This window comes from Ottowia pentelensis, from assembly GCF_964341695.1.
This window is the reverse complement of record NZ_OZ224513.1, coordinates 3159776-3181685: the sequence shown is the minus strand read 5'-3', so window position 1 is coordinate 3181685 and position 21910 is coordinate 3159776. Positions and strand designations below refer to the sequence as shown.

General features: G+C 69.1%; 25 protein-coding genes. 19 read left to right on the top strand and 6 right to left on the bottom strand.

What is annotated here, in order from left to right; all coding sequences use genetic code 11:
• Positions 1–3: 3 nt before the first annotated feature.
• A complete protein-coding gene (locus tag ACWHMB_RS15320; protein ID WP_377484049.1) occupies positions 4–1725 on the top strand; it encodes a CocE/NonD family hydrolase in 1722 nt (573 codons plus the stop codon).
• 89 nt (positions 1726–1814) lie between these two features.
• On the opposite strand, the gene ACWHMB_RS15315 is transcribed toward ACWHMB_RS15320, so the two are convergent.
• Positions 1815–2249, bottom strand: coding sequence for a DUF1841 family protein (locus ACWHMB_RS15315; protein WP_377484047.1), 435 nt, complete (start codon positions 2247–2249; stop codon positions 1815–1817).
• 161 nt (positions 2250–2410) lie between these two features.
• On the bottom strand, positions 2411–3229 hold the full coding sequence (locus tag ACWHMB_RS15310; RefSeq protein ID WP_377484045.1) for an IclR family transcriptional regulator: 819 nt from the start codon (positions 3227–3229) through the stop codon (positions 2411–2413).
• Between the two features lie 169 nt (positions 3230–3398).
• Between ACWHMB_RS15310 and ACWHMB_RS15305 the strand changes: the two genes are divergently transcribed.
• Genes ACWHMB_RS15305 through pcaF form a run of 3 tightly spaced genes read left to right on the top strand, consistent with a single transcriptional unit; the run spans position 3399 to position 6011 of the window.
• Complete coding sequence (locus ACWHMB_RS15305; protein WP_377484043.1) at positions 3399–4115, top strand: 3-oxoacid CoA-transferase subunit A; 717 nt, start codon at positions 3399–3401, stop codon at positions 4113–4115.
• Between the two features lie 27 nt (positions 4116–4142).
• Positions 4143–4787 carry a 3-oxoacid CoA-transferase subunit B gene (locus ACWHMB_RS15300; protein ID WP_377484040.1) on the top strand — a complete coding sequence of 215 codons (645 nt, stop codon included), beginning with the start codon at positions 4143–4145 and terminating at the stop codon, positions 4785–4787.
• Between the two features lie 21 nt (positions 4788–4808).
• Positions 4809–6011, top strand: a complete 1203-nt coding sequence (gene pcaF / locus ACWHMB_RS15295) for a 3-oxoadipyl-CoA thiolase (RefSeq protein WP_377484038.1) — start codon at positions 4809–4811, stop codon at positions 6009–6011.
• A 75-nt stretch (positions 6012–6086) separates the two neighbouring features.
• Here pcaF and kefC read toward each other — a convergent pair whose 3' ends face one another.
• A complete protein-coding gene (gene kefC, locus ACWHMB_RS15290; RefSeq protein ID WP_377484035.1) occupies positions 6087–7946 on the bottom strand; it encodes a glutathione-regulated potassium-efflux system protein KefC in 1860 nt (619 codons plus the stop codon).
• Between the two features lie 96 nt (positions 7947–8042).
• Between kefC and ACWHMB_RS15285 the strand changes: the two genes are divergently transcribed.
• Both ACWHMB_RS15285 and ACWHMB_RS15280 read left to right on the top strand, forming a co-directional pair.
• Positions 8043–8669, top strand: coding sequence for a nucleotide-binding protein (locus ACWHMB_RS15285; protein WP_377484033.1), 627 nt, complete (start codon positions 8043–8045; stop codon positions 8667–8669).
• Between the two features lie 35 nt (positions 8670–8704).
• On the top strand, positions 8705–9157 hold the full coding sequence (locus tag ACWHMB_RS15280) for a MaoC family dehydratase (RefSeq protein WP_377484031.1): 453 nt from the start codon (positions 8705–8707) through the stop codon (positions 9155–9157).
• 6 nt (positions 9158–9163) lie between these two features.
• Here the strand turns inward: ACWHMB_RS15280 and trmL are convergent, their stop codons facing one another.
• Positions 9164–9640, bottom strand: a complete 477-nt coding sequence (trmL, locus tag ACWHMB_RS15275) for a tRNA (uridine(34)/cytosine(34)/5-carboxymethylaminomethyluridine(34)-2'-O)-methyltransferase TrmL (RefSeq protein WP_377484029.1) — start codon at positions 9638–9640, stop codon at positions 9164–9166.
• 14 nt (positions 9641–9654) lie between these two features.
• Entirely contained in the window at positions 9655–10368 is a 714-nt protein-coding gene (locus tag ACWHMB_RS15270; RefSeq protein WP_377484027.1) for a ComF family protein, read from the bottom strand.
• Between the two features lie 72 nt (positions 10369–10440).
• Here ACWHMB_RS15270 and ACWHMB_RS15265 point away from each other — a divergent pair, with 72 nt between their 5' ends.
• The 7 genes from ACWHMB_RS15265 (at position 10441) to ACWHMB_RS15235 (ending at position 16487) form a co-directional block, all read left to right on the top strand.
• Complete coding sequence (locus tag ACWHMB_RS15265) at positions 10441–11364, top strand: class I SAM-dependent methyltransferase (protein ID WP_377484025.1); 924 nt, start codon at positions 10441–10443, stop codon at positions 11362–11364.
• A 298-nt stretch (positions 11365–11662) separates the two neighbouring features.
• Positions 11663–12796 (top strand): cytochrome c oxidase subunit II, encoded by a 1134-nt coding sequence (coxB, locus tag ACWHMB_RS15260; protein WP_293226648.1) that lies wholly within the window; start codon positions 11663–11665, stop codon positions 12794–12796.
• A gap of 62 nt (positions 12797–12858) precedes the next feature.
• Complete coding sequence (gene ctaD / locus ACWHMB_RS15255; protein ID WP_377484023.1) at positions 12859–14490, top strand: cytochrome c oxidase subunit I; 1632 nt, start codon at positions 12859–12861, stop codon at positions 14488–14490.
• A gap of 29 nt (positions 14491–14519) precedes the next feature.
• On the top strand, positions 14520–14651 hold the full coding sequence (locus ACWHMB_RS15250; protein WP_293224646.1) for a cytochrome oxidase small assembly protein: 132 nt from the start codon (positions 14520–14522) through the stop codon (positions 14649–14651).
• 12 nt (positions 14652–14663) lie between these two features.
• The gene (locus ACWHMB_RS15245; protein WP_377484020.1) at positions 14664–15287 is read left to right on the top strand and encodes a cytochrome c oxidase assembly protein; all 624 of its coding nucleotides are present in this window, start codon (positions 14664–14666) and stop codon (positions 15285–15287) included.
• Entirely contained in the window at positions 15284–15532 is a 249-nt protein-coding gene (locus tag ACWHMB_RS15240; RefSeq protein WP_377484018.1) for a DUF2970 domain-containing protein, read from the top strand. The genes ACWHMB_RS15245 and ACWHMB_RS15240 overlap by 4 nt, the downstream gene beginning before the upstream one ends.
• A 73-nt stretch (positions 15533–15605) precedes the next feature.
• The gene (locus ACWHMB_RS15235) at positions 15606–16487 is read left to right on the top strand and encodes a cytochrome c oxidase subunit 3 (protein ID WP_377484015.1); all 882 of its coding nucleotides are present in this window, start codon (positions 15606–15608) and stop codon (positions 16485–16487) included.
• A gap of 66 nt (positions 16488–16553) precedes the next feature.
• Here the strand turns inward: ACWHMB_RS15235 and ACWHMB_RS15230 are convergent, their stop codons facing one another.
• Complete coding sequence (locus ACWHMB_RS15230) at positions 16554–16808, bottom strand: DUF2909 domain-containing protein (protein WP_377484013.1); 255 nt, start codon at positions 16806–16808, stop codon at positions 16554–16556.
• Positions 16809–16838: 30 nt separating this feature from the next.
• On the opposite strand from ACWHMB_RS15230, the gene ACWHMB_RS15225 reads away from it, so the two are divergent.
• From ACWHMB_RS15225 to ACWHMB_RS15200, 6 genes are all read left to right on the top strand, one after another.
• Entirely contained in the window at positions 16839–17576 is a 738-nt protein-coding gene (locus ACWHMB_RS15225; RefSeq protein WP_377484011.1) for an SURF1 family protein, read from the top strand.
• Positions 17530–18276, top strand: a complete 747-nt coding sequence (locus tag ACWHMB_RS15220; RefSeq protein ID WP_293221368.1) for a hypothetical protein — start codon at positions 17530–17532, stop codon at positions 18274–18276. The genes ACWHMB_RS15225 and ACWHMB_RS15220 overlap by 47 nt, the downstream gene beginning before the upstream one ends.
• A gap of 6 nt (positions 18277–18282) precedes the next feature.
• Entirely contained in the window at positions 18283–19458 is a 1176-nt protein-coding gene (locus tag ACWHMB_RS15215) for a COX15/CtaA family protein (RefSeq protein ID WP_377484009.1), read from the top strand.
• Entirely contained in the window at positions 19455–20384 is a 930-nt protein-coding gene (gene cyoE, locus ACWHMB_RS15210) for a heme o synthase (protein WP_293221372.1), read from the top strand. The genes ACWHMB_RS15215 and cyoE overlap by 4 nt, the downstream gene beginning before the upstream one ends.
• Positions 20385–20398: 14 nt before the next feature.
• Positions 20399–21010, top strand: a complete 612-nt coding sequence (locus ACWHMB_RS15205; protein WP_377484007.1) for an SCO family protein — start codon at positions 20399–20401, stop codon at positions 21008–21010.
• Between the two features lie 113 nt (positions 21011–21123).
• Entirely contained in the window at positions 21124–21870 is a 747-nt protein-coding gene (locus tag ACWHMB_RS15200; RefSeq protein ID WP_377484005.1) for an EamA family transporter, read from the top strand.
• The last annotated feature ends 40 nt before the right edge of the window (positions 21871–21910 follow it).

Sequence of the window (21910 nt, the reverse complement as noted above, 5' to 3'; positions counted from 1 at the left end):
GACATGAGCAGACAGCAAACATGGAGCGCCGGCGGCGAGCGCATCGAGATTCTCAAGGACCTCCGGGTGCCGATGCGCGACGGCGTCGAACTGGCGGTGGACGCGTATCAGGGCGAGGAGAACCGGCCGCGCCCGGCGCTGATCGCCATGAGCGCCTACGGCAAGGAACTGCAGGCGCTGGCGCTCACCATGCCGCCGCAGCGCCGGCCCAGCCCGATGTGGGACGGCTGCATCGAGGCCGGCGACATCGCGCGCGTGGTGCGCGAGGGCTATGTGCACGTGATCGGCGATGTGCGCGGCACCGGCGATTCGGGCGGTGTGATGATCGGCAACTACAACTTCGGCGGCGTGTCGCAGGGGCAGGACCTGTACGACCTGATCGAATGGGTGGCGGCGCAGCCCTGGTGCGACGGCAACGTCGGCATGATCGGCATTTCCTACTTCGGCTCCATGCAGGTGCTGGCGGCGGCCGAGCGGCCGCCGCATCTGAAGGCGATCTTTGTCAGCGGCGGCCATTTCGACTTCTACGAGACCACCTACCACGGCGGCGTCATGTGGTTCATGCCGCGTGCCGCCCGCGAGGGCCGGGGCGGTGATTCCGGCATCGCGCACACCAACGTCCGTTCGCGCATGCAGGAGGTGCATGCGCCCGAGGAACTGAAGAAGCTCGTCGATGCGCGACTCAGGGATCCGGATGTGGCGGCCTGGCCGAACCTGGTGCACGTGCTCAAGTACCCGAAGAACCGCGAGTTCTGGTTCGACATCGTGATGAACGAACTGGACGGCCCCTGGTACAAGGAGCGCAACCCGATCACGCTGGCGGCGAACATCGACATCCCCGTCTACCTCCAGATCGACCAGGGCCGGGGCTGGACGGTCGATGGCCACATCGACCTGTTCAACGTGCTCAAGGGCCCCAAGAAGCTCGACATCGGCGCCTACCCGCCCATGCAGTCGCGTCCCTGGATCGAGGAACACGACAAGATGTTCCGCTGGTACGACCACTGGCTCAAGGGCATCGACAACGGCATCATGGACGAGCCGGCGGTGCAGGTCTTCGTCGAAGGCACGCGCGAGGTGGCGACGGGCGGGCAGTGGCCGCCCAGGGACATCGAGTACCGGCCGCTGTACCTGCGGCCACGGCGCAAGCTGTCGCAGGAGCCGGAACTCATGGGGCCGGAGCACGCCGCGCCGGACGGCTTCTACCAGGCGCCGCTCACCGTCACCGACCAGGTCGAGACGATCAGCTGGACGACCGCGCCGTTCGAGGAGCCGACCGAGATGATCGGTACCGGCGCCGCGCACCTGTTCGCCGAGATCGACCAGCCCGACACCAATTTCATCCTCCGGCTCTGGGACGAGGCACCGGCCGGCAAGCGCCAGCTGATCACCACGGGCTTGCTCAAGGCCTCGCACCGCGAGCTGGACGAGCAGCGCAGCACCGAGGGCAACCCGCATCACCCGCACACCCGCGCCGTGCCGGTCGAACCCGGCCAGATCGAGGAATACGTGCTGCGCCTGTATCCGTTCGCGGCGACTTTTCTGCCGGGGCACAAGCTGGTGGTCGAGCTGATGTGCAACGAGCCGATGGCCGATGAGCACAACGCCCTGCTGCCGCCCGACGCCTACCACCTGCCGGTGGGCCGGCCAGTGACGCACAAGATCTACCGCGATGCGATCCACCCATCGCGCCTGGTGCTGCCGTTCACCAAGCCGCGCGCCTGAAGTGCCCTGAAGTTTGATGTGTTTTTGGCCTCTGGCGCCCGTCTGACAAACGCGAACAGCTATCAAAAGCAGAGTTCAGGCCGAGCGCTTCAGTCGCGCGTGGCGCGGCGCTGCACGTCGGCCACGTAGGCCTCGCCATCGGGCGGGCGGCCGCTGGCCTGGGCGTCGGCCAGCATCTGGCCCAGGGATTCCATCACCTCGTGGTGGGCAGCGTGCAGGTCGCCGCGGCGGTGCGCCAGCAGCTCGACCGCCTGGCGGATGCCGCGCGGCTGGTCGATGCTGCACTGCTCGCTGATCGACAAGTGCATCGACAGGTGCAAAAACGGGTTGCCACCGACCGCGCCGTCACCATAGTCGCGCGCCACGGCGGCCTCGGCGTCGGCGAAGTCGGCGTGCCACTCCGGGTGCTCGGCGATCCAGCCGGCGGCCAGCTGCTCGATGGCTTCCATCGGCTGGCCCGCCTGCTGTTTGGCCCACGCGGTACAGAAAAATCGGCGGACTTGCTCTTGTGACGGGGCGAACATGGGAGCAAGGGTATCACTCGGCCGGCCATTGCCCGGTCGTCCCGAGAGTCGCCCATGAGCACGGTGCGGCAGGCAAGGCCGCATCGGGTTTGACGCACTCAGGTGAACCATCCGCGGCACCGCGGACGAGTCTTCCTGTGCCTGTCGAGCGGCCACCCAGTTCAGCGCCCCGCCAGCAGCGCAGAAATTTGGCGCGCGGCCAGCAGCAGGGGCGGCAGGAACTCGGCCTGCATCACGCGCGCGCTGGTGCGGTTGGCCTGGCCGGAAACGTTCAAGGCCGCGATCACACGCCCCTGGCGATCGGTGATGGGCACGGCGACGGAGATCAGCCCTTCCTCCAGTTCTTGGTCGACCAGTGCCCAGCCCTGGCTGCGCGCCTTCTGCACGCGCGCCATCAGCGCATCGACGTCGGTGAGGGTGTGGCGCGTGTGGGTGGGGCGCGGATGGGCGTCGAGCAGCGCGCGCGCTTCGTCCTCGGGCAGGCCGGCCAGCAGCACCCGGCCCATCGAGGTGCAGTACGCCGGCAGGCGCGAGCCGGTGCCCAGGCCGATGCTCATGATCTTGTGCGTGGACACGCGCAGCACGTAGACGATGTCGGCGCCGTCCAGCACCGCGGCCGAGCAGGACTCCTGCACCTGTTCGGCCAACTGCTCCATGGCCGATTCGGCCAGGTTCCACATCGGCATCGACGACAGATAGGCGAAGCCCAGGTCCAGGATGCGCGGCGTCAGGCGGAACAGCTTGCCGTCGCTCTGCACGTAGCCCAGCGTCTGCAGCGTGAGCAGGATGCGCCGCGCGCCGGCGCGCGTGAGGCCCGTGCGGGCGGCGACCTCGGACAGCGTCTGCTGCGGCGCGGCCGCGCTGAAGGAGCGGATCACCTCCAGCCCGCGCGCGAAGGACTGCACATAGCTGTCGCCGGGGCGCGGGGCGGGCGCGTGATCGGTGGTCAGGGCAGCGGTCGGGGGCGGGGTGTCGCGCATGGGGCTTGGCCTTTTGGTGCCGGGCGCCTATAATTCAATTCATTATACGAACAAATGTTCACTAATCGAACATTGGGCGGGTCGAAAGATTCGCCGCTGGGCGGCTCGCTGGCCGAGTCGGTCCCGATGTTCATGGCGGCGCGGCCGCCGCCCACAGGAGAGCTTTTCCATGATCGACAAGATCGCCGCCTCGGTGGCCGACGCGCTGTCCGGCGTGCAAGACGGCGCCACGGTGCTCATCGGCGGCTTCGGCACCGCCGGCATTCCGGGTGAACTGATCGACGGCCTGATCGCGCAGGGCGCCAGGGATCTCACGGTCGTCAACAACAACGCCGGCAACGGCGACACCGGCCTGGCCGCGCTGCTGGCGGCCGGGCGTGTGCGCAAGATCATCTGCAGCTTTCCGCGCCAGGCCGACAGCCACGTGTTCGACGCCCTGTACCGCAGCGGCAAGATCGAGCTGGAACTGGTGCCGCAGGGCAACCTGGCCGAGCGCCTGCGCGCCGCCGGTGCCGGCGTCGGCGCCTTCTTCACGCCCACCGGCTTCGGCACCGAGCTGGCGAAGAACGCCGACGGCAGCACCAAGGAAACGCGCCGCATCGACGGCCGCGACCACGTGCTCGAATACCCGATCCACGGCGACGTGGCCCTGGTCAAGGCCGAACGCGGCGACCGCTGGGGCAATCTGAGCTACCGCATGGCGGCGCGCAATTTCGGCCCGGTGATGGCCACCGCCGCCAAATTCACCGTGGCCACGGTGCACGAGATCGTCGAGCTGGGTCAGCTCGACCCCGAAGCCATCGTCACCCCGGGTATCTTCGTCACCAAGGTGGTCAGGATCGCGCGCGTGGCGACCCAGGCTGGCGGTTTCAAGAATGCAGCCTGATCGGCCCCCGGCTCAAGGAAAATCAGCGTGGGCAGCTATCAAAAACGCAGTAAAAACGAACTCGCCCGGCGCGTGGCGCAGGACATCCCGGACGGCTCGTACGTCAACCTCGGCATCGGCCAGCCGACCCTGGTGGCTAACCACATCCCCGGAGGGCGCGAGGTCATCCTGCACTCAGAGAACGGCATCCTGGGCATGGGCCCTGCGCCGGCCGCGGGCAGCGAGGACTACGACCTCATCAACGCCGGCAAGCAGCCCGTGACGCTGCTGCCGGGCGGCGCCTTCTTTCACCACGCCGACAGCTTCGCCATGATGCGCGGCGGCCATCTGGACGTGTGCGTGCTGGGCGCCTTTCAGGTGTCCACCACGGGCGATTTGGCCAACTGGAGCACCGGCGAGCCCGGCGCCATCCCGGCCGTCGGCGGTGCCATGGACTTGGCCGTGGGCGCCAAGCAGACCTGGGTCATGATGGACCTGCTGACCAAGCAGGGCGCGAGCAAGATCGTCGCCCAGTGCAGCTACCCGCTGACGGCCATCGGCTGCGTCAAGCGCATCTACACCGACCTGGCGACCTTCGAATGCACGCCGCAAGGTTTGCGCCTGATCGATCGGGTCGACGGCCTGCCGTTCGACGAATTGCAGCGCCTGGTCGGCCAGCCCGTCGCCCCATAATTTCTTCTTCAGGAGCCCATCATGACCCCAGCCCTCATCTGCGACGCCATCCGCACCCCCTTCGGCCGCTACGGTGGCGCCCTGGCCAGCGTGCGCACCGACGACCTGGGCGCCATTCCCATCAAGGCCCTGATGGCGCGCAACCCCAAGGTCGATTGGGCTGCCGTGACGGATGTTCTGTACGGCAACGCCAACCAGGCCGGCGAAGACAACCGCAACGTCGCGCGCATGTCCGCCCTGCTGGCCGGCCTGCCGATCGAGGTGCCCGGCGCCACCATCAACCGCCTGTGCGGCTCGGGTCTCGACGCCGTCGGCAGCGCCGCGCGCGCCATCAAGGCCGGCGAAGCCCGCTTGATGATCGCCGGCGGCGTCGAGAGCATGAGCCGCGCCCCCTTCGTCATGCCCAAGGCCGAGTCCGCCTTCAGCCGCAGCAATGCCGTGTATGACACCACCATCGGCTGGCGCTTCGTCAACAAGCTGATGAAAGCCCAGTACGGCGTCGACTCCATGCCCGAGACCGCCGAGAACGTCGCCACGGACTTCAAGATCGAACGCGAGGCCCAGGACCGCATGGCCCTGGCCAGCCAGCACAAGGCCGCCGCCGCCATGGCCGCCGGCCACCTGGCCCAGGAAATCTGCCCCGTCACCATCCCGCAGAAGAAGGGCGACGCCATCGTCGTCGACACCGACGAACACCCGCGCAAGACCACGCTGGAAGCGCTGGCCAAGCTCAAAGGCGTGGTGCGCCCCGACGGCAGCGTGACTGCCGGCAACGCATCCGGCGTCAACGACGGCGCCTGCGCCCTGCTGCTGGCCAATGAAGAAGCGGCCAAACAATACGGCCTGACCCCCAGGGCCCGCGTGCTCGGCATGGCCACGGCCGGCGTGGCCCCGCGCATCATGGGCTTCGGCCCCGCACCCGCCGTGCGCAAGGTGCTTGAGCTCACCGGCCTCAAGCTCGAACAGATGGACGTGATCGAGCTCAACGAAGCCTTTGCCGCCCAGGGCCTGGCGGTGCTGCGCGATCTGGGCATCAAAGACGATGACCCACGCGTGAATCAGTGGGGCGGCGCCATTGCCCTGGGTCACCCGCTGGGTGCGTCGGGTGCGCGCCTGGCCACCACCGCCGTCAGCCAGCTGCACACGCTGGGGGGCAGGTACGCGCTGTGCACCATGTGCATTGGCGTGGGGCAGGGCATTGCGGTGGTGCTGGAGCGGGTTTGAGCCGCGCTCGGCCACAACAGCAAGTTTGATAGCTGGCTGCGCTTGGCGGGAGCGGGCTGGGGCCGGATTCGAGGCTCAATCGCGCTGGGGCGCATCGCCGGGTGCGACCGGCGGCAGCGCGTTCGCCGCGGCTGCGTTGGCCGCCTGCTCGCGCTCCTGGGCCAGCTGTTCCTCGAACTGCAGGCGCCCGCGCACCACCACCGAGATCAGCTTGGCGCGGTCCTTGTAGTAGGGGTGCATCTGCTCGAACAGCGCCAGGTTGTGGCGGCGAAAGCGGTCGGCGCTGAAGCGCGCCGCATCGGTGCTGGCGCCCAGCAGTTCGAGCACGCTGCGGCCGCTGAGCAGGCTGGACTCGAACAGCTCGCGCTGCACGCGCATCACGCCGCGGTCGCGCAACTGGTTCCAGTGCGTGACGTCGCGCGCGCGGGCCACCAGCTCCAGCTGGGGAAAGTGCTGGCGCGCCAGATCGACGATGGCCAGCGACTGCTCGACGTCGTCCACCGCCACCACCAGAATCCGCGCCTCGGCGGCGCCGGCGATGCGCAGCAGGTCCAGCCGCGTGGCGTCGCCGTAGAACACGCGTGAGCCGAACACGCGCGCCGCCTCGATCATCTCGGCGTCGTGGTCCAGCACCGTGACGGCCACGCCCTCGGCGCTCAGCAGGCGGCTCACGATCTGGCCGTAGCGGCCGAAGCCGGCAATGATGACCGGCGCGCTTTGCGGCTCCGACAGCTCGGGCGGCGCGGGCGGACGCCCGCAGTCGGCGTAGCGCGGCAGCAGCCAGCGGTCCACCGCCACTAGAGCCAGCGGCGTCAGCAGCATCGACAGCGCCACGGCGCCGATCAGCAGCGAGGCCACGTCGGCCGGCAGGGCATTGACGTCGGCGGCGGCGCGAAACACCACGAAGGCGAACTCGCCGCCCTGCGCCAGCAGCAGCGTGAACACCGGGCGCTCCTGCAGCGGCAGCCGCAGCAGCCGCGCCAGCGCGGCAATCACCAGCAGCTTCAGGGCCAGAAAGCCCAGCAGCACGCCCAGCATCAGTCCCGGCGAGGCCAGCAGCACGCCGAAGTCGATGCTCATGCCGACGGCGACGAAGAACAGGCCCATCAGCAGGCCCTTGAAGGGCTCGATGTCGGTCTCCAGCTCGCGCCGGTATTCGCTCTCGGCCAGCAGCACGCCGGCCAGGAAGGCGCCCAGCGCCATCGACAGCCCCACCCACTGCATCAGGCCGGCGATGCCCACCACCAGCAGCAGGGCGGCGGCGGTGAACAGCTCGGTCGAGCCGCTGCGCGCGATCCAGCGCAGCGCCGGGCGCAGCAGCAGGCGCCCGCCGAACACGATGGCGGCGATGGCGGCCACGGTCTTCAGCGCCTCCAGCCAGCGCGGGCCGGCGACGGCGGCTTCGTGCTGACCGCTGGCCGCCAGCAGGGGCAGCAGCGCCAGGATGGGGATGGCGGCCACGTCCTGGAACAGCAGGATGGAAAAGCCCGCCTGGCCGGACGAGGTGTGCATCAGGTTGCGCTCGTCCAGCACCTGCAGCGCAATCGCCGTGCTGGACAGCGCCAGTCCCAGCCCGGCCACCAGGGCGGTGCGCCAAGCCACGCCCAGCGCCAGCGCGGCGCCGGTGATCGCCAGCGCGCAAATCAGCACCTGCGCGCTGCCCCAGCCGAAGATGGGGCGGCGCAGGCTCCACAGCCGGCGCGGCTGCAGCTCCAGCCCGACCAGGAACATCATCAGCACCACGCCGAACTCGGCAAAGTGCAGGATGTCCTGCACGTTGGCGATCAGCCCCAGGCCCCAGGGTCCGATCGCAAGGCCCGCCACCAGGTAGCCGATGATGGCGCCCAGCCCGATGGTGCGCGACAGCGTCACCGCCAGCACCGACGCGGCCAGGTAGACAAAGCTGTTGACGAGCCAGGGCGGGGCGTGTTCCATGCCGGCGCATCTTACGAGCCGACGCCGCCGGCGGCCGCGCGCCGGCAAGCGGCTAACATCGCGTCACAACCCTGTTCGATCGAGGAGGTTCGGGTCATGCCGGTGGTCGTCATCGCCAATCCCAAGGGCGGCGTGGGCAAGTCCACGCTGGCCACCAGCGTCGCGGGCTACTGGGCCAGCCGCGGCCACGCCGTGATGCTGGGCGACGTGGACCGCCAGCAGTCCGCGCGCCTGTGGCTGGGCCTGCGCCCCGCGGCCGCGCGTCCCATCGGCAGCTGGGACGTGCAGCGCGACTTCATCGTGCGCCCGCCCAAGGGCACCACCCACGTGGTGCTGGACACGCCCGCCGGCCTGCGCGGCCTGCAGCTCAAGGACGCCCTGCGTCTGGCCGACCGCGTGCTGGTGCCGCTGCAGCCCAGCATCTTCGACATCTACGCCACGCGCGAATTCATCGACGAGCTGCAGGCCCTGCGCGGCCGCGGCGGGCCGGCGCTGGGCCTGGTCGGCATGCGGGTGGACGAGCGCACGCTGGCGGCCGAGCAGCTGCGCCAGTTCACCCACGACCTGGGCCTGCCGGTGCTGGCGCAGCTGCGGCCGACGCAGAACTACGTGCACCTGGCGGCGCGCGGCCTGACGCTGTTCGACGTCGCGCCCGGCCGCGTGCAGCGCGATCTGGAGCAGTGGCGGGACCTGTGCCGCTGGCTCGATCAGTCGCATCCATGACTTGCTTCAAGGTCCGTCTCCGCTAAATTGCCCGTATGAAAACCTTCGACACCCTGGCCCAGTTGGTCGCCTGCGTCGGCCAGGAAGTGGCCGTGAGCGACTGGCACACCGTGACCCAGCAGCACATCAACCAGTTCGCCGACGCCACGGGCGACCATCAGTGGATCCACGTCGATGCCGAGCGCGCGGCGGCCGGGCCGTTCGGCGCGCCCATCGCGCACGGCTTTCTGACGCTGTCGCTGGTGGCCGGCTTTGCGCAGCGCACCCTCAAGGTGGGCGACGTGCGCATGGGCGTCAACTACGGGCTGAACAAGGTGCGCTTCACCTCGCCCGTGCCGGTGGGCAGCCGCCTGCGCTCGCGCATGCAGCTGCTGGAAGCCACGCCCATCGAGGGCGGCCAGCAACTGGTCTGGAAGAACACCCTCGAGCGCGAGGGCAGCGACAAGCCGGTGTGCGTGGCCGAGTCCGTGGCGCGCTACTACACCTGATCCCTCTCAAGCCTCGGCGGCGCCCGCGAAGCCGTTTTGCCGCCAGGCCTCGAACACGCTGACGGCCACGGCGTTGGACAGATTCAGGCTGCGCTGATCGGGCCGCATGGGCAGGCGCAGCTGCCGCGCCGGCGCCAGGCGCGCGCGCAGCGCCGGCGACAAGCCCCGCGTTTCGGCGCCGAACACCAGCCAGTCGCCGGGGGCGAAGGCCACCTGGTACACGCTGCACGCGCCCTGCGTGGTGAAGGCGAACAGCCGCGCCGCATCGGGCCGCTCGGCGGCGACAAAGGCGTCCCAGTCGGCATGTCGGCGCACGGCGGTGTACTCGTGGTAGTCCAGCCCGGCGCGGCGCAGCAGCTTGTCGTCCATCGAAAAGCCCAGCGGCTCGATCAGGTGCAGGTCGCAGCCGGTGTTGGCCGCCAGGCGAATGACGTTGCCGGTGTTGGGCGGAATCTCGGGTTCGACCAGGACGATGTGGAACATGGCCGGCGATTGTCTCAGTCCGGCACCTCGGTGCGCGCTTCGGTGCGGGCCAGCGCCAGCGCGGTGACGTGCGCCGGCGCGGCGGCCTCGCGCAAGGTGCGCGCCGCTTCGTTCAGGGTGGCGCCGGTGGTCATCACGTCGTCGATCAGCACCACGCGCCGCCCCTGCAGCGCGCCCACGCGGCCCGGCGCCAACGCAAAGGCGCCGCGCACGTTGCGCAGGCGCTCGGCGCGGCTCAGGCCGCGCTGCGGCGGGGTGTCGCGCACGCGCAGCAGCCAGGCGCTTGGGCAGCGCCCCGGCGCCAAAGCGCGCGCCAGCAGCAACGCCGGGTTGTAGCCGCGCTCGGCCAGGCGCTGGCGCGCCAGCGGCATGGGCAGCACCCAGTCGGCCTGCGCCAGCGCCTCGGCCACGCCCGGCGCCTGCCGCAGCAGGGCGGCCAGCGGCCCGGCCAGGCCCACGTCCTGCTGGAACTTCAGCCGCGCGATCAGTCCCGACCACGGCCACTGGTAGGCGGCGGCGACCAGGCAGCGCTCCAGCGGCGGGGGCGCCGCCAGGCAGGCGCCGCAGCGCGGCACGCCGGGCGCCACCGGCAGCGCGCAGGTTTCGCAACGCGCCTGCGCCGGGGCAAAGCGCGCGGCGCATGCCGGGCAGATGGTCTGCGCGGGCCAGCGCTGGCAGACGGCGCAGCGGCTGGGCCAGGCGCCGGGGAAGAGCAGGCGGGCAAGCATCGAAGGCGGCGGATGCGGCGATGGGCGACGGGGCAGGTCGAGGGGCGGGTCAATATACTGCGGCGGCAAGCCATGCCTTCCGAACGTCCTCCCACCATCGACCCCGTTGCCGCCCGGCGCTGGGCCGCGCTGCCCCACCCCGATTCACCCTGGCTGCACCAGGAAGTCGCCCGCCGCATGGCCGAGCGTCTGCCCTGGATTCGGCTGCCCGTCACCCAATGGGTGCACTGGGAGCCCGTGGGCGGCGGCCAGCAGGCGCGCGCGCTGGTGATGGCGCATTACCCGGATTCAGGGTGTTTTGAGGTGGCAGCCCAGGTGCAGAAAGCGCCAAATGCTTCTGAATCAATAGCAAAACACTGGTGGCAGCGGCTGTTGCCCGGGCGCCGCGGCGCACCTGACGTGCAGGTCGTGAGCACTCCGCCGGAAGGCGCCGCGCAGTTGCTGTGGGCCAACATGCTGGCCCACCACCACGCCGACCCCCAGGCGCTGATGGCCGACTGGCGGCGCGCGCTGGCGCCCGACGGCTTTCTGATGTTCTCGTGCTTCGGGCCCGACACCCTGCGCGAGCTGCGCGCGCTGTATGCCGAGCTGGGCTGGCCGCCGCCGCTGCAGGATTTCACCGACATGCACGACTGGGGTGACCAGCTGGCCATGGCCGGCTTTGCCGATCCGGTGATGGACATGGAGCACATCACGCTGTCCTTCGACACCCCGGCGCGCCTGCTGGCCGAGCTGCGCGAGCTGGGGCGCAACCTGCATCCGGGGCGCTTTGGTGGCCTGCGCACGACCGCGTGGCGCCGGCGTCTGGAGGCGGTGCTGGACCAAGGCCTGCGCCCGAGCGCCGGCGCGCCGCTCGAACTGACGTTCGAGATCATCTATGGCCACGCGCTGCGGCCCTCGGCGCAGCGCGCCGCGCCGCGCGAAGGGCTGACGGTGCACCGCACGCGCGCCTCGCTGCGCGCGGGCGAGAGTTCCAAGCCCGCGCCCAAGCCTTGAGATTTGTCACGGAACGTCGAGTTTGGGGTTGCGAGTCGGTTAAACTTGTGTCCAAGCACGCATGGAGGGCGCGGCGCCGCGGGTTTGCACCGGGGCTTGCCAGCGCTGCAATGACCGAGGATGCGTGATGCGACGCGCGGGCAGGGCTTGGCGCGGTGCCAGAGCCTCCTGCGGTCCGGGCGTCTCGTGGCGGTCGGCCAACGGGCGCATGAAGGTTTGTGTTTGTGGAAGACGTGACACGATGAAGAGCATGATGAAAACCGTGGCAGGCGCGGCCGGCCACAGCGCCGTCGCATTGATGGCTTGGGCCACCACCGCCGCGCACGCGGCCGAGGTGCACGATCTGCCCGGTGGCCCGGGCGTGAATCAGCTCAACCTGACGACCGGCGTCACCCAGATCTCGCAGGCCCAGCACGAGCTGCACTGGATGCTGCTGATCATCTGCACGCTGATCTTCATCGGCGTGTTCGGCGTGATGTCGTACTCCATCTGGCACCACCGCAAGTCGCGCGGCGCCAAGGCGGCGCACTTCCACGAATCGCTGGTGGTCGAGATCGCCTGGACCGTGGTGCCCTTCCTGATCGTGATCGGCATGGCGGCCCCCGCCACCAAGGTCATCATCGCCCAGAAGGACACCAGCAATCCCGACCTCACCATCAAGGCCACCGGCTACCAGTGGAAGTGGGGCTACGATTACCTGACGGGCGAGGGCGAGGGCATCTCCTTCCTGTCCACGCTCGACTCCTCGCAGCGCGCGCTGTCGGACGCCGGCACGCCGGCCGGCGACGACTACCTGCTGAAGGTCGACAACCCGCTGGTGGTGCCGGTCAACAAGAAGGTGCGCGTCATCGTCACCGCCAACGACGTCATCCACGCCTGGTTCGTGCCGGCCTTCGGCGTCAAGCAAGATGCCATCCCCGGCTTCGTGCGCGACACCTGGTTCCGTGCCGAGAAGGCGGGCGACTACTACGGCCAGTGCGCCGAGCTGTGCGGCAAGGAACACGCCTACATGCCCATCCACGTGAAGGTGCTGCCGCAAGAAGAGTACGCCGCCTGGGTCGAGGCGCAGAACAAGAAGATGGCCGCGGCCGCCGACGATCCCAGCAAGGTCTGGACGCTGGCCGACCTGGAGGCGCGCGGCGCCAAGGTCTACGCCGCCAACTGCGCGGCCTGCCACCAGGCCAACGGCAAGGGCGCCGGCGCCATCAAGCCGCTGGACGGCAGCGCCATCGTCAAGGGGCCGGCGGCCGAGCAGATGCATGTGGTGCTGGAAGGCCGCGCCAACGGCGCCATGCCGTCGTGGAAGCAACTGTCGGACACCGATCTGGCGGCGGTCGTCACCTACACCAAGAATCACTGGAGCAACGCGACGGGGCAGATCGTGCAGCCGTCCGAGTTCGTGGCCGCCCGCGCGGGCACGTTCCCGGGCTGAGCCGCTCGCCCGCCACCTGACGCCCCTTCCATCGATCAAGTCTGATATCCGGAGAAATCTCCATGAGCGCCGTACTTCCCAACCCCCACGCCGGTCACCTCGATCACGCGCATGACGATCATGGCCACGCGCCGACGGGTTGGCGCCGCTGGGTGTTCGCCACCAACCACAAGGACATCGGCACGATGTACCTGCTGTTCTCGTTCACCATGCTGATGGTGGGCGGGTTGCTGGCCATGCTGATCCGCGCCGAGCTGTTCGAGCCCGGCCTGCAGATCGTCAACCCGGAGATGTTCAACTCGTTCACCACCATGCACGGGCTGATCATGGTGTTCGGCGCCATCATGCCGGCCTTCGTGGGCTTCGCCAACTGGATGATCCCGCTGCAGATCGGCGCCTCGGACATGGCCTTCGCGCGCATGAACAACCTCAGCTTCTGGCTGCTGGTGCCGGCCGGCATCACGCTGGCGTCCACCTTCTTCATGCCCGGCGGCGCACCCGCCGGCGGCTGGACGCTGTACGCCCCGCTGTCGGCGCAGATGCCGATGTCGCTGGACGCAGCCATCTTTTCGCTGCACATCATGGGCGCCTCGTCCATCATGGGCGCCATCAACATCATCGTCACCGTGCTGAACATGCGCGCCCCGGGCATGACGCTGATGAAGATGCCCATGTTCTGCTGGAGCTGGCTGATCACCGCCTACCTGCTGATCGCCGTGATGCCGGTGTTCGCCGGCGCCATCACGATGACGCTGACCGACCGCCACTTCGGCACCAGCTTCTTCAACGCCGCCGGCGGCGGCGACCCGGTGATGTACCAGCACATCTTCTGGTTCTTCGGTCACCCCGAGGTCTACATCATGATCTTGCCGGCCTTCGGCATGATCAGCCAGATCGTGCCCACGTTTGCGCGCAAGCGTCTGTTCGGCTACACCTCGATGGTCTACGCGCTGGCTTCCATCGCCACGCTGTCGATGATCGTCTGGGCGCACCACATGTTCACCGTCGGCATGCCGGTCACCGGCCAGCTGTTCTTCATGTACGGCACCATGCTGATCGCCATCCCGACCGGCGTGAAGGTGTTCAACTGGACGGCCACCATGTGGCGCGGCTCCATGACCTTCGAGACCCCCATGCTGTGGGCGGTCGGCTTCATCTTCGTGTTCACCATCGGCGGCTTCACCGGCGTGATCCCGGCCGTGGTGCCGATCGACACCCAGATCCAGGACACCTACTACATCATTGCCCACTTCCACTACGTGCTGGTGGCGGGCTCGTTGTTCGCCATCTTCGGCGCCTACTACTACTGGTCGCCCAAGTGGACGGGCGTGATGTACAACGAGACGCGCGGCAAAATCCACTTCTGGTGGTCGATGATCTCGTTCAACGTCGCCTTCTTCCCCATGCACTTCCTGGGCTTGGCCGGCATGCCGCGTCGCTACGCCGACTACCCCATGCAGTTCGCCGACTTCAACATGATCGCCTCCATCGGCGCCTTCTTCTTCGGCGCCGCGCAGCTGTACTTCTTCTTCGCCGTCGCGCTGCCCATGCTGCGCGGCAAGGGCGAGCCCGCGCCCCAGAAGCCCTGGGAAGGTGCCGAAGGCCTGGAGTGGGAAGTGCCCTCGCCGGCGCCCTTCCACACCTTCGAGACGCCGCCCAAGCTGGACGCGTCGGCCACCCGGATCATCGCCTGATTCGACCCGGGGCGAACGAGGGTTTCGTGATGGCCAACAACACGCCGGAGCAGCGCGAACTGCGCAGGCGCAACGTGCGGCTGGGCCTGATCCTGGCCAGCGTGGTGGCGCTGCTGCTGATCGGCTTCGTGGTGCGGCGCTACATGCTGCTGGGCCACTGAGGGCATGGCGCGATGAGCTTGCGGCTTGAAAACCTCAAGATGGTGGGCAAGCTGGCGGTGGTGGCCGTCGGCATGTTCGCCTTCGGCTACGCGCTGATTCCCTTGTACCGCACGATTTGCGAGGTCACGGGCATCAACATCCTGACGTTGTCGGGCGGCGAGTTGCCGGGCGACGCGGCGGCCACGGGCGACGCCGCGCGGCGCGTGGCGGCCAACACCCAGGTTGACCGCAGCCGCACCATCACCGTCGAGTTTGACGCCAACGCGCGCGGCGCCTTCAAGTTCAAGCCCGCGCTGCGCACCCTGAAGGTGCATCCGGGCGAGCTGTCGACGGTGATGTACGAGTTTCAGAACGTGCAGGACCACCGCGTCACGGCGCAGGCCATTCCCAGCTACGCCCCGCGGCAGGCGGCGCCGCACTTCAACAAGGTGGAGTGCTTCTGCTTCAACCAGTACACGCTGGAGCCGGGCGAGAAGCGCGAATGGCCGGTGGTGTTCGTGATCGACTCGCACCTGCCCAAGGACGTGAGCACCATCACCTTGTCCTATACCTTCTTCGAGGTCGGCGGCAAGACGCCTGCCGCACCCGACACCAACAGCGCCGCGCTGGCGCGGCCGGACGGGAAGGGCGCATGAATCGCCCCGACACCGATCCTTCGCGGCAGGCGCCAAAGCCGGAGGCCGACGTCGGCGCGCCCTCGCTGGGCCACTCGCTGAAGATCGTGGCCTGGGGCCTGCTGGGCGTGCGCAAGTCCAGCGCGCACCGCGCCGACGTGGCGCGGGTCAGCCCCACGACCATCGTCGTGGCGGCGCTGGTGGCCCTGCTGGTGTTCGTGGGCCTGCTGATCGCGGTGGTGCGATGGGTGGCGGCTGGTGCCTGAGGGGCGCCGATCGGGCCGCTGAAAGACAAAACAGAACGAACGACAGAATCGAGAGCACAGGAGTGACGTTGACATGAGCAGCACCGCAGGCGGCACCGCGCCGTATTACTTCGTACCGCACCCGTCGCGGCACCCCATCATGGCGGCCATCGGCCTGTTCGCCATGATCATCGGCGGCACGCTGTGGATCAACCGCATCGACGCCGGCCACTGGATTTTTCTGGTTGGCATCCTGTGGTGGCTGTACACGCTGTTTCATTGGTTCCGCGACTCCGCGCACGAGAGCGAAGGCGGCCTGTACGGCCGGCGGGTCGACACCTCGTTCCGCTGGAGCATGAGCTGGTTCATCTTCTCCGAAGTGATGTTCTTCGGCGCCTTCTTCACCGCCCTGTGGTGGGCGCACAAGCACTCGATGCCCGAGCTCGGCAACCTGAACAACGCGCTGCTGTGGCCCGACTTCAAGTCCGTGTGGCCCAGCGCCGCGCCCGGCACCACCGGGTCGCCGGCGGGCACCGTCGAGCCCTTTCAGACCATGGGCCCGTTCTGGCTGCCCACCATCAACACGGCGCTGCTGCTGTCCTCGGGCGTCACGCTGACCATTGCCCACCATGCGCTGCAGGCCGGCAAGCGCGCGCGCTGCATCGCCTTCATGTGGATCACGGTGCTGCTGGGCCTGACCTTCCTGATCGTGCAGGGCTACGAATACCACCACGCCTACACCGAGCTGAACATGACGCTGGCCTCGGGCATGTACGGCTCGACCTTCTTCATGCTCACGGGCTTTCACGGCTTTCACGTGCTGGTGGGCATGCTGATGCTGTTCTTCATCACGCTGCGCCTGATGAAGGGGCACTTCACGCCGGAGCACCACTTCGGCTTCGAAGGTGCCGCCTGGTACTGGCACTTCGTGGACGTGGTGTGGCTGTTCCTCTACATCCTGGTGTACTGGATCTGAACCTGAGACGCGGTTTTGAGTCCAACACAAAAGAGCGCCCGCCGGCGCTCTTTTGCTTGGAGCCGGTCACGGATTGATCGGCAACCCCGAGGGGTGGAGATAGCCCAGCTCCCAGGCCAGCAGGATGCACACGAACACGAACACCGACAAGCCCACGCGCAGCGCCAGCGACCAGAACATGCCGCGCGCGCGGCGGCGGTCGTCCTGCAGGCGCTCTTCGTCCGAACTGCGCTCGCCAGGCCTGCGCATCATGAAAAACAGGGCGGAACCGAGGCTGGCGATGATGGCCACGAACGCGATGCCAAGCAGCAATGACTTCATGCCGGCGATTATCCGGCGGCGGTGCCTCGCATGACGGCGCGCCGGATTTTTCTGCTGGCGGTCGCCCTGCTGGGCATGGCGGTCACGGCCGGCCTGGGGCGCTGGCAACTCGCCCGCGCGGCCGAGAAAGAGGCGGTACTGGCCGCCGAGCAGGCGGCCGAGACCCTGCCGCCCGTCGACGCCCAGGCCCTGCTGGCTGCGCGGAGCGCGGCGGACGTGGCGGCACTCGCCCAGCGCAAGGTGACGCTGACGGGCCAATGGCTGGGCGAGCGCACGGTTTACCTGGACAACCGGCCCATGGACCAGCGCAGCGGCTTCTACGTGGCCACGCCCCTGCGTCTGGACGGCGGTGGCGCCGACGTGCTGGTGTTGCGTGGCTGGGTGCCGCGCAATTTCGACAATCGGCTGGCGCTGCCCCAGGTTCAAACCCCGGCGGGCACGGTGCAGGTGAGCGGACGTGTCTTGACCCATGTGCCGTCCCTGTTTGCCCTTGGTCAAGAGTCGCCGGGCCCGATCCGGCAAAATATCGACTTGCCGGCCTACGCCCGCGAAACCGGCCTGCCCCTGCTGGCCGCGGTGGTGCAGCAAACCGGCGGCCCCGGCGAAGGCCTCGAGCGCGACTGGCCGCTGCTGGTGAGCGGCGCCGGCACCAATTACAGCTATGCATTTCAGTGGTTCAGCCTGTGCGCCTTGATCGGCGGGCTTTTTATCTGGTTCCAAGTTGTCCGACCTCTACGTTTCATCCGGCGCGGCTCCCGCGGCTCCTAACCCCAAGCACGCGGCCGAGCAGCCGCTGGGCCTGACGGTGCACACCCTGCCCACGCCCGGCGCCGCCCTGGCCAGCGATGCCCGCCGCACGCGCGCGGGACGTTGGCAGATGCTGCTGCTGGCGCTGGTGTGCGCCGCGCCCGTGGTCGCCTCGTATTTCAGCTACTACGTGATCCGGCCCCAGGGCCGCACCAACTACGGCCAGCTGATCGACCCGCAGCGCCCCATGCCCGCACTGGCGGCGACCGACCCGGAGGGCAAGACCGTCGATCTGGAGCGGCTCAAGGGCCAGTGGCTGCTGATCAGCGTGGCCGGCGGCGCCTGCGATGCCGAGTGCGAAAGCAACCTGTACTTCGAGCGCCAGCTGCACGAGAGCATGGGCAAGAACCGCGACCGCATGGACTGGGTGTGGCTGGTGGATGACGACCAGCCCGTGCGCGAGGCGCTCAAGCCCGCGCTGCGCGAGGCCGTGGTGCTGCGCGTGCCGCGCGCCGCGCTGGCCCAGTGGCTGCAGCCCGAAAGTGGCCAACGCCTGGAAGAGCACCTGTACGTGGTCGATCCGCTCGGCCACTGGATGATGCGCTTCCCGGCACGCCTGGACAAGGAAGGCGCCAGCAAGGCGCGGCACGATCTGGAGCGGCTGATGCGCGCCTCGGCCGGCTGGGACACCGCCGGGCGCGAGGCGCCGGCCGCCAAGTAGACGGTCATGGATGCGGTCGCCCTGTACAACCTGAGCCCGGCCCTGCGGCTGATGGGCATGGGCCTGGCCGTCGCGCTGGGGCCGCTGGCCTGGCTGTGGCTGCGCCACCGGGGCGCGGCGCCGGCCACGCAGTTGCGCGCGCTGACCTTGCTGACGCTGTTTTTGACCTTCGACCTGGTGCTGTTCGGCGCCTTCACGCGCCTGACCGACTCGGGCCTGGGCTGCCCCGACTGGCCCGGTTGCTACGGCCACATGAGCCCGGTGGGCGCGCGCGATCACATCGAGGCGGCGCAGTCGGCCATGCCGACCGGCCCCGTCACCCACGGCAAGGCCTGGGTGGAGATGGTCCACCGCTACCTGGCCACCGGCGTGGGCGTGCTGATCATCGTGCTGTGCCTGGCCACCTGGCTGCAATGGCGGCGCGCGCGGCGCGCGGCGGGCGCCGCACCGGCGGCGGTCAGCCCCGGCTGGCCGCTGCTCACCCTGCTGTGGGTCATTGCCCAGGGCGCGTTCGGCGCGCTGACGGTGACCATGAAGCTCTTTCCCGCCATCGTCACCCTGCACCTGCTGGGCGGCGTGGGCCTGCTGGCGCTGTTGACGATGCAGGCCGAGCGCTATCGCCAGGCCGGTGACGCCGGCGCGGCCGAGACGCTGGGCCGCGGCCTGCGCGCGCTGCTGTGGCTGACCGCCGTGGCCGTGGGTGTGCAGCTGGCGCTGGGCGGCTGGGTCAGCACCAACTACGCGGTGCTGGCCTGCAGCGGCTTTCCGACCTGCCAGGGCAGCTGGTGGCCGCCGATGGACTTCGCCCAGGGCTTCGAGCTGTGGCGCCCGCTGGGCGAACAGGGCGATGGCGGGCTGCTGAGCTTTGCCGCGCTGACGGCCATTCACTACACCCATCGTCTGTTCGCCTACCTGGTGTTCGCGCTGCTGCTGGCGCTGGTGTGGGGCCTGCACCGCGCGGGCGCGCTGCCGCGGCAGCGGCGGGCGCTGCTGGGGCTGGCGCTGCTGCAATTCGTCACCGGCCTGTCCAACGTGGTGCTGGGCTGGCCGCTGCTGGCGGCGGTGGTGCACACCGGCGGCGCCGCGGCCCTGATGACGGTGCTGGTCTGGGCGCTGTGCGCCAGCCGCGCCGCGGAGCGCCAGCCGACAGGCGCAGGCCGACCCGCAGGAGTGCATGCATGAGCCATAGCCATCACGGACCCATCCCCGCCGCGGCGGCGCAGGTCGCCGGCACGCCCGCCTTGCCGGTGTGGCGCCAGTATTACGAGCTGACCAAGCCGCGCGTGGTGCAGCTGATCGTGTTCTGCGCCCTGATCGGCGCCGTGCTGGCCGTGCCCGGCGTGCCCAGCTGGGCGCAGGCGGGCAAGATCGTCGTGGCCTCGCTGGGCATCTGGCTGGTGGCGGCGGCGGCGGCGGCCTTCAACTGCCTGATCGAGAAAAGCATCGACACGCACATGAAGCGCACCGCCTGGCGCCCCACGGCGCGCGGGCAGCTGTCGGACATGCAGGCGCTGTGGTTCTCGGCCGGGCTGTGCATCCTGGGCTCGGCCATCCTGCTGGTGTGGATCAACCCGCTGACCATGTGGCTGACGTTCGCCACCTTCGTCGGCTACGCCATCGTCTACACCGTCATCCTCAAGCCGCTGACACCGCAGAACATCGTCATCGGCGGCGCCTCGGGCGCCATGCCCCCGGTGCTGGGCTGGGCCGCCATGACCGACCACGTCGGCCCCGAGGCGTTGATGCTGTTTCTCATCATCTTCATCTGGACGCCGCCGCACTTCTGGGCGCTGGCGCTGTACCGGGTGGAGGACTACCGCAAGAGCGGCCTGCCCATGCTGCCGGTGACGCACGGCAACGAGTTCACCCGCCTGCAGGTGCTGCTGTACACGCTGATCCTGCTGGCGGCCTGCCTGCTGCCCTTCATCTACCGCATGAGCGGCTGGCTGTACCTGGTGGCGGCGCTGGTGCTCAACGGCGGCTTCATCTGGCAGGCCTTCAAGCTGTGGCGCCACTATTCGGACGCGCAGGCGCGCAAGACCTTCCGCTTTTCCCTGATCCACCTGTCGCTGCTGTTCGCCGCGCTGCTGGTGGACCACTACGTCTGATGTCACGGGGCCGCATGCAACGCCGATTCGCTCTTAAAAACATAGCTGCTGGCGCTTTATTGGCGGGCGCTGTACTGGGTTTTTCTGCCTGTTCACCCGACAAGGCGTCGTTTCACGCCACCGACATCACGGGCGCCGACTACGCCAAGGACTTTCAGCTGGTCGACTTCGACGGCAAGCCGCGCAGCCTGGCCGACTTCAAGGGCAAGGTGGTGGTGGTGTTCTTCGGCTACACCCACTGCCCCGACGTGTGCCCCACCACCATGAGCGAGCTGGCGCAGGTCAAGCAGGCGCTGGGCGCCGACGGCGACAAGCTGCAGGTGCTGTTCGTCAGCGTCGACCCCGAGCGCGACACACCGACCGTGCTCAAGGCCTACATGCAGCCCTTCGACCCCAGCTTTCTGGCGCTGTACGCCGCCACGCCAGAGAAGCTGGCCGCGCTGGCCAAGGACTTCAAGGTGTTCTACCAGAAGGTGCCGCGCAAGGATTCGGCCGACTACAGCGTCGATCACACGGCGGCCAGCTACGTCTACGACCCGCAGGGACGGCTGCGCCTGTTCGTGCGCTACGGCACCTCGCTGCAGGACTGGACGGACGACATCAAGCAGCTGCTGGGCGGCGCCTGAGGGCGCCGGCGCGCGAGCGGGGGTGGCGGTGCGGCTGGCGATCCTCACCGCCGTTTCGATGCTGGCGTTTGCCGCCAATTCGGTGCTGGCGCGGCTGGCGCTGGGGCGCGACCGTGCTGGTGGCGATCGTGCTGTGGCGCGTGCGGTGCGCCGACGCACTGCACCGGCCGCCCGTACGCGGCGGGTGGATCGGCGGCAACTGGGCGGGCGCGCTGTCGCTGCTGGTGTACGCCGTCGCCTTCGCCATCGCCTACGTGCAGGTGGCCACCGGGCCGGGCGCGCTGATCCTGTTCGCCAGCGTCCAGTTCGCCATGCTGGCGTGGGCCGTGCTGCGCGGTGACCGGCCAGCCCCGCTGGAATGGCTGGGCATCGGCGTGGCGTTCGGCGCGCTGGTCTATCTGGTCTCGCCAAGCCTGGTGACGCCTCCGCTGGGGGCGGCCCTGCTGATGGCGCTGGCCGGGGCGGCCTGGGGCGCGTACAGCCTGATCGGGCGCGGATCGCGGGCGCCGCTGGTGGACTCGGCGGGCAACTTTCTGCGTTGCACCCCGGCCGGCGTGGTCTTGATCGGCCTCGGGGTCTGGCGACTGCCGCCGGACGCGCAGGGTTTGGCGTGCGCGCTGGCCTCGGGGGCGCTGGCGTCGGCGCTGGGCTACATCATCTGGTACAGCGCACTGCCAAGTCTGTCGCGCACCCGCGCGGCCTTCGTGCAGCTCACCGTGCCGGCCATCGCGGCGCTGGGCGGAGTCGTGTTCGTGGGCGAGGCGTTGACCCTGCGCTTGATGCTGGCGACGGCCGGCATCACCGGCGGCGTGGCACTGGCGCTGGCGGCCTCGCAGCGGCGCCGGCCGGCGGCCGGCTGACGGTTCACCCATCGCGCGCCTACTGCACGCGGCCAGTTGC